6 protein-coding genes and 1 pseudogene are annotated in these 6,864 nt (G+C 31.8%); 3 read left to right on the forward strand and 4 right to left on the reverse strand.

Features of this window, described 5'->3' with window-relative positions; all coding sequences use genetic code 11:
* The 3 genes from ACIGHG_RS25520 to ACIGHG_RS25530 form a co-directional block, all read left to right on the forward strand.
* On the forward strand, window positions 1–373 hold a 373-nt coding region (locus ACIGHG_RS25520), incomplete at its 5' end, for a hypothetical protein (RefSeq protein WP_396551268.1).
* 461 nt (window positions 374–834) lie between these two features.
* Window positions 835–2,220, forward strand: a complete 1,386-nt coding sequence (locus tag ACIGHG_RS25525; RefSeq protein WP_396551270.1) for an ABC transporter permease — start codon at window positions 835–837, stop codon at window positions 2,218–2,220.
* 11 nt (window positions 2,221–2,231) lie between these two features.
* Entirely contained in the window at window positions 2,232–2,909 is a 678-nt protein-coding gene (locus tag ACIGHG_RS25530; RefSeq protein WP_396551272.1) for an ABC transporter ATP-binding protein, read from the forward strand.
* A gap of 230 nt (window positions 2,910–3,139) precedes the next feature.
* Here ACIGHG_RS25530 and ACIGHG_RS25535 read toward each other — a convergent pair whose 3' ends face one another.
* From ACIGHG_RS25535 to ACIGHG_RS25550, 4 genes and pseudogenes are all read right to left on the reverse strand, one after another.
* Window positions 3,140–4,603 carry a sensor histidine kinase gene (locus tag ACIGHG_RS25535; RefSeq protein WP_396551274.1) on the reverse strand — a complete coding sequence of 488 codons (1,464 nt, stop codon included), beginning with the start codon at window positions 4,601–4,603 and terminating at the stop codon, window positions 3,140–3,142.
* Window positions 4,596–5,261, reverse strand: coding sequence for a response regulator transcription factor (locus tag ACIGHG_RS25540; protein ID WP_396551276.1), 666 nt, complete (start codon window positions 5,259–5,261; stop codon window positions 4,596–4,598). Before ACIGHG_RS25540 ends, ACIGHG_RS25535 begins: the two co-directional genes overlap by 8 nt.
* A 276-nt stretch (window positions 5,262–5,537) precedes the next feature.
* Window positions 5,538–5,954: pseudogene (locus tag ACIGHG_RS25545) on the reverse strand (relaxase/mobilization nuclease domain-containing protein); the annotation flags it as partial.
* Window positions 5,955–5,971: 17 nt separating this feature from the next.
* Complete coding sequence (locus ACIGHG_RS25550) at window positions 5,972–6,679, reverse strand: hypothetical protein (protein WP_396551278.1); 708 nt, start codon at window positions 6,677–6,679, stop codon at window positions 5,972–5,974.
* Between the last annotated feature and the right edge of the window lie 185 nt (window positions 6,680–6,864).

Here is a 6,864-nt window from a genome sequence, read left to right on the forward strand (position 1 = left end):
TGTTGTTCCAGAAAAGAGTGCGATTGTTGAACATGAAGTAAAAGGGCTATACATATTAGACATGACTAATATGTATAGCCCTTTATTTTTTATGAATTTTTACAATTTAGGTCTTGATAATTTTATCCAAGAGACATTTTTGTTTCAAACTATAATTCCATACTTCTCATCTTCCGAAACCTGTAAGCTTGCTGAGCAAATCAAAATTTCACAGTTCCCCACCCTTCTTGTTACTTCTGTGTTTAGTTTTTCTTTGGCATCTTCTAAAGAACAAGCTGAAATAATGGTGGATTGTGAATCAGGCCTCACCATATCATTCCGGGAAAATTGTACGCTAAGGACTACAAACCCTTATCATTACAGTGTTTTTTAAAGATGAGTGCATGTTCAGAAAGATAAAAGCCTAAATTTAATTGAACATTGATTTGTTTACACACTTTATGAACACGACTATAACTAGAAAACGTTGATATTATTGAGTTTTATCCTCTGTCCATAAACATAAAATTTTCTGGACACAGGGCAAAGTTGTTGATTTAAAACAAAGTTACACTGTTTGGGGTATTTGTTTTTCTTAGGTTGATGGTGATGCGGCAGAACCCCATCAACTACAGTAGAATGATTGAATTCTAGATTTTCTTTTGTTAGATTTTTAAATTTAATATTTTCTTTTTGAATGTTAGATTGTGTTAATTGTTGTATTTTTCATTACCTTTAACTTCTTTAGCTTTTTCTACATATAAACTCCTCTATATCTCTAGATATTCTCCACTTCGTCTACATATCAACTACAGATTGATTCTATAAAGTACAGGTAACAAGGAGGAAAGAATTATGAATTTTATTAAACGAGCATTTCTTAGTATGAAACAACGAAAGGTAAAGTCTTTAATATTCCTATGTATTTTTTTCATTGTAACGAATTTAGTATTAGCCGGCTTTGCCATTCAAAACGCATCACAACAGGCATCAGATCTAGCAAGAAAAAAATTAGGAGCTGATGTAACTCTAAAATTGGATATGGAAAAGGTTATGAAACAAGCACAATCAGCTGGAACTGGGGGAAGGATTGAGACCCCTTCATTAGATGAAAAGGAAGTAGAAAAATTAGCAAAGTCCTCATATGTAAAAGATTATAACTTTACAGTACCCAGTATGGGAACAGCTGATGGATTTACACCTATCAAAGATGAAGAGAATACGGACAATCAATCTGGAATGATGTCAAATATTCCTGGAGATTTATCCATTGAAGGACTCAGAGATTCTAACTTAGAAGCAAGTTTTAAAGACGGAACAAGCAAGATAGTAGATGGAAAAGCAATTACAGCAGATGTAAAAAATAAAAAAGTTGCCCTAATTGAGGAAAGTTTAGCTGAAAAAAACAACTTAAAAGTTGGAGATAAAATTAAATGGAAATCACCAGAGGATAAACTAATGGAGTATGAAATCATTGGCATCTATAAAACAGAAGCACAGGCTCCGAATATGGGAGGAATGAGTCCCCCTGCTATTATGAATCCTGCTAATAAACTGTATGTTCCTTATGGATCTCTAACAAGTGATGAAGAAAGCAGTACTCAAATTAACAAAGCGGTTTATTATCTAAAGGATCCAAAATACATTGAGCAATTTAAAAAAGAAGCAAAGAAAACAGACATTGATTTCGATCAGTTCCAATTAGATGCACATGACAAGTTATATAAGCAGATGAGTGGTCCAATTGAAAATATCGCATCCGTTTCTAAAATGATGGTTTATGTAGTATCGATTGCAGGTGCAGTCATTCTAGGTTTAATTATTACCTTATCTATTAAAGAGCGCAGAAAAGAAATTGGAATCTTATTATCCATTGGTGAAAAAAAATGGAAATTGATTGGACAGCTCATGGTTGAAATATTATGTGTAGCAGTACTAGCATTCGGGTTATCTTTAACTACGGGTGAGAAGGTATCACAAAAAATTGGCGATAACTTATTAACAAATGAAATTGCAACAACAGAGGAAGAGCCTGCCCCTTCAGTGAAAATGATTGGAATGGACTCATCAAGTCAACAACAATCCGCAGATCCAATCGATAAAATTGATGTTAGTGTAACCGCGGAAAGTTTAGGGAAAGTCGGAGGGATTGGGCTTGGTATTGTAATTTTTTCTACAATACTCCCAGCTTTATCAATCCTACGTTTAAAACCCAAAAATATACTCTTGAAAGATGAATAAGGAGAATTTCAATGAGCACAATTTTACAGTTTAAAAATACCAACTATTACTATGAGAATAATGACAAAAAAACAACAATATTAGACAATGTAAACTTTTCATTCCAACAAGGATGTTTTTATACCATCTTGGGTCCATCTGGATCTGGTAAAACAACCACATTGAGCTTAGGAGGTGGTTTGGATGTACCACAGAGTGGGTACGTACTCTATAAAGGAAAGGATATTCAAAAAATAGGATTGGATCAATATCGTAATCAACATGTATCAATTATCTTTCAATCGTATAATTTAATTACCTATATGACAGCTCTGCAGAATGTACTAACGGCAATGGAAATTACAGGTGTTGATGTAAGAGATAAAAAAGCAAGAGCACTAGAGTTGTTAGAAAAGGTGGGATTAACAGAAGAGCAGGCAAAACGCAATGTGTTACAACTTAGTGGTGGGCAACAACAACGTGTGGCAATTGCCCGTGCATTATCCTGCAATGTAGATTTATTAATTGCGGATGAACCTACAGGAAATCTAGATCAAGAAACATCCATGGAAATTATTGAGCTATTTAAAAAACTAGCCCATCAAGAAAATAAGTGTATTATTGTGGTGACTCATTCATTAGAAGTTGCGAAACAATCAGATAAAGCGGTGTATCTTGAAGGAAAACAGCTAGTTGTGAAAGGATCATAATTTATAAGCAAATCGAACAGTTTTTGATAAATATTCACAGAAATAACTACTATTCATATAGGATTACCCTTTTTATGAGAATCTATTCTTTTTAAGAATAGGTTCTTTTTTTAGTTATGTATTTATATGCTTCTAGATGTAGAGGAGTATATGAAGAAGGTATAGAACCAAACCAATTTCAAAATAAATACAAGCCTACCATCTTATCTAAGAGAATGGTAGGCTTGTATTTATTCACTTTTTGGTACAGGAATCGTAATAGAAAATTGTACACTTTGTTCTATGTTCTTCACATGATATTTGATTGAAAGGGCTTCAAACACCTGTTGTACAAGGTAGAGTCCTAGGCCACTCCCACCTGTGTCACGATTTCTTGATTTTTCAATTCTATAGAACGGTTTGAAAATTTCCTGTAAATCCTCATCCTTGATTTGTACACCTGTATTTATAACTTGAAATTGGATGTTCATGTGCTGTGCTCGTTGGTTTAATTGTACATATACCTTCTCACCACATGGTGAATACATTATGCCATTATGAATAATGTTTTTAAAGGCTTTTTCTAAGAGTCCTAAATCTGTATATATATAAATATCAGGGGTGATTTGTTCTATAATTTGAATATCCTTTTGAGACGCAAAAAAATCAAGTTTTCTTGTAAGAGTATGAACCATTTCTGAAAGATTCACTTTTTCTAATCGAGGTTTAAAAGTATGTTGTTCCAACTTAGAGATACTTAAAATCTCGCGAATTAGTTTTTCCATATCCTGAACTGTTTGAAAGTTTCTTTGTAAATAAATGTCCCGGTCTTTATAAGGACCAATATTATAGATCATCCCCTCTAAATGCCCCTTCAAAGTAGTAAGAGGTGTCTTTAATTCATGTGAAACAATTGCAAAGAATTCTCTTCGTTTCTTTTCTAATTCCCTTTCTTTTTCTATATCACTTTTTAGTTGCTGATTCGCCTTTTGTAAAGCATACATATTTTCTTGTAAGTTAATGGACATGTCATTGAGACTATTCGATAATTCACCTAATTCGTCATTAGAGCGTACCTCAATTTTTTCCGAAAAATCGAGATCTACCATCTTTTGAGCTTTTTGATTAATATATAGAATTGGTCTTGTAATTAACCTTGAATATAAATAAGCACTTCCAATACCAATAATGATTACAATGATACTAATATAAGGAATGAAAAGAGTTAGTACTTGTGAAGCCTCATCAATAGGTTGTAATGTTGCCTCTACATTAAGGATAAGCGTAATATCTTGGAATTCGATGGGTTTAGTTATACTGTATGAATTTGTAGAAGTGGTTTTTGAAACGACTTTACCAATTGTAACAATTTGTGTGTCCGGCATAGGGAAACTACCTCCACCTGCAATAGGTATAGAAGGCGAATAGACAATCCTCCCATCATTATTTCGAATGAAAAGTAAGGCGTTATTTTTTATTCCATATTCAGAAAGAAGTGGCTTGGCCTCTTCAAACGTAAGATCCTTTGATTTCTTAATCATTTCTTCAATTCCTATTTGGAGTTGGTTTGTTTTATACTTCTCATAAAAGGTAGGGAGAAAAAAGTACAGTGTAACATAAATGAAAACAGCAAAAGAGAACAAAATAAGTGATGTACTAAGAAAAAGTTTATAGGTAATCCGTTTCATTCGTATCATTTCTCGTATTTTATTCATCTATTTGATACCCAATGCCTTTTATTGTTTTGATATAGGGTATATTTAATTTTTTTCGTATGTTTTTAATATGTGTATCAATGTTTCTGGTATCACCTACATACTCATAACCCCAAACTTTTTCTATTATCTGTTCTCTTGTGATTACTTTTTTTCCATTTTGAAGCAATAAGTACAAAATTTCAAATTCCTTTGTCGTTAGTGGCATTTCTACACTATTTACATAAGCTTTATATGCATCTCCATCAACTTGTAATTCGTTGAAAACGAAGTGTTTTTCTTTACTGTGATCATAACTTCTTTTTAATACAGCTTCTACTCGTCGAATCAAAACATGAAATGAAAAAGGCTTTGTAATATAATCATCAATCCCAAGATCAAAACCTTTAATTTGATCTTGTTCTTCCTCTAAAGCGGTTAGCATAATAATAGGTACCTTTGAATGAGTACGAATCATTTTTGCAACATCAAAGCCATTCAGATTTGGCATCATCACGTCAAGAAGTATAAGGTCAAATTGCTGTTTATTAAATTGTTTCACCCCCTCAAATCCATCAGATGCCGTCTCTACAATATAGTTTTGCGTCATTAAAAATTGTTTAATGAGTTCTTGAATTTCCTGGTCATCCTCTATTACAAGAATTCGATAGTTTATCATTTATATCACCTCTCCTAGCATTATAACTTTGTTATCTGAAGTTGGTATGTAGTGATATATAGGAAAAATAGGAATTGCATGGAGATGATACCCAAAAATAATATATGGGACACATGTAAATGAAGTTCAATTATAAATAGTATGTTAAAGTGCGAGGAAAACTTTATAAAAAAGCAATAAAATGAATAACCGATTCCTTAACGTACAGGGAATCGGTTATTTTGTGTCCAAATTGTGTCTAAACGTACAATTTTCCCGAAATGATATGGTGACCCCACGTAATCTGTCTAAAGAATTTACACGCTTAGAATCAAACATTTTTAAGTTATTAAAATCAATATCATTGAAAATAATATGATTGTGTAAATTATCTGTTTCTATATGTGTAATTACTGTATATTGATGATTGCCCTTCAGATAATTATCAGCAAATTCTATCCCATATTGATGGACTTGCTCTGGCGTTAAATTATCGTCACTATCAAACGATTGAATTATCATTCTTGCACTCATGTTTTTATTGCTGTTATTTTTTTCATTGTAATCAACTAAAACACTTTTAAAATCTCTCTCTATTGTTTCGATACTACATTCATAAGATGTAACTAATTCCTCGTTGGTTTTATGCTCTTGCATACCGTAATTAATGAATGCTCCTAAATTCCTAACTTTTTGTATTTTAACAATAGACATTGTAATCAATCCTTTAATTAATAAATTTCATATTCATCTAATATGTCTTTCAGTTCAAACCAGTCATCATCTGAAAAAACATTATCGAGTTTGGATAACTTAAATTTTAATTTCTGTGCAAAAATAAAAATGCTATCGGCCAATTTTATTAATTGGTTATCATCTAACTTATAAAGCGTCTCTCCATATAAATATTTCCATACGTATTCTGTTACTTCCATATCTTGTTCAGGCGAGTTTTCTATACATTCTATAATATAAACAAAATCTTCTTTTATCTTTTCGTACACTTCTTCTAGTACCAATTTTTTTGGTATCTTAATTTGATTTTCCGATAATGATTGTATTAATTTTTCCTTCTGTTTTTTACTCAGGCTATCGCTATTAAACTTGGCCTTTAAATCAATTAATCGGTCATATTCTTTATTGATTAATTTTATGATTTTCTTCTGATTAACTCTAAGGAAATCAATATCATTATCAGTGTAAATTCCGTCTGTATTGACCCTTCTAATTAGGCTATTTATGTTCTTACCAATATAATTTATTTCTTTAGCTAAATCTCTATAAGCTTTCATATCCACTTCAAGTTTAAAATGTGATTTTGCACTATCAATAAGAAATGCAGATACAGTTTTATATCCTAAATCATTTGCTTTATTTTTTATTAATTCTTTGTCTTCATTTGATAACGATATTTTTAAATCTGTTTTAATTCTTGGCATACAAAAAACTCCTTTCTTTTTTAAAAAATTCGAGCGAAGCGACAACAAATATATAAGTGATTTTGTAAAAAATCGCTTATAGGGGTCCCGCCCCATCGCTATCAAGCTAACAAAACAAAATTCCCCCTAAAATGAAAAAATACGCTATTCTTTCTGTAGAATCATAGGAAAGGATGGCGTTTTTG

Origin of the sequence: Bacillus sp. NPDC077411, assembly GCF_044543425.1 — a bacterium.
Taxonomy (GTDB): Bacteria; Bacillota; Bacilli; order Bacillales; family Bacillaceae_G; genus Bacillus_A; species Bacillus_A bruguierae.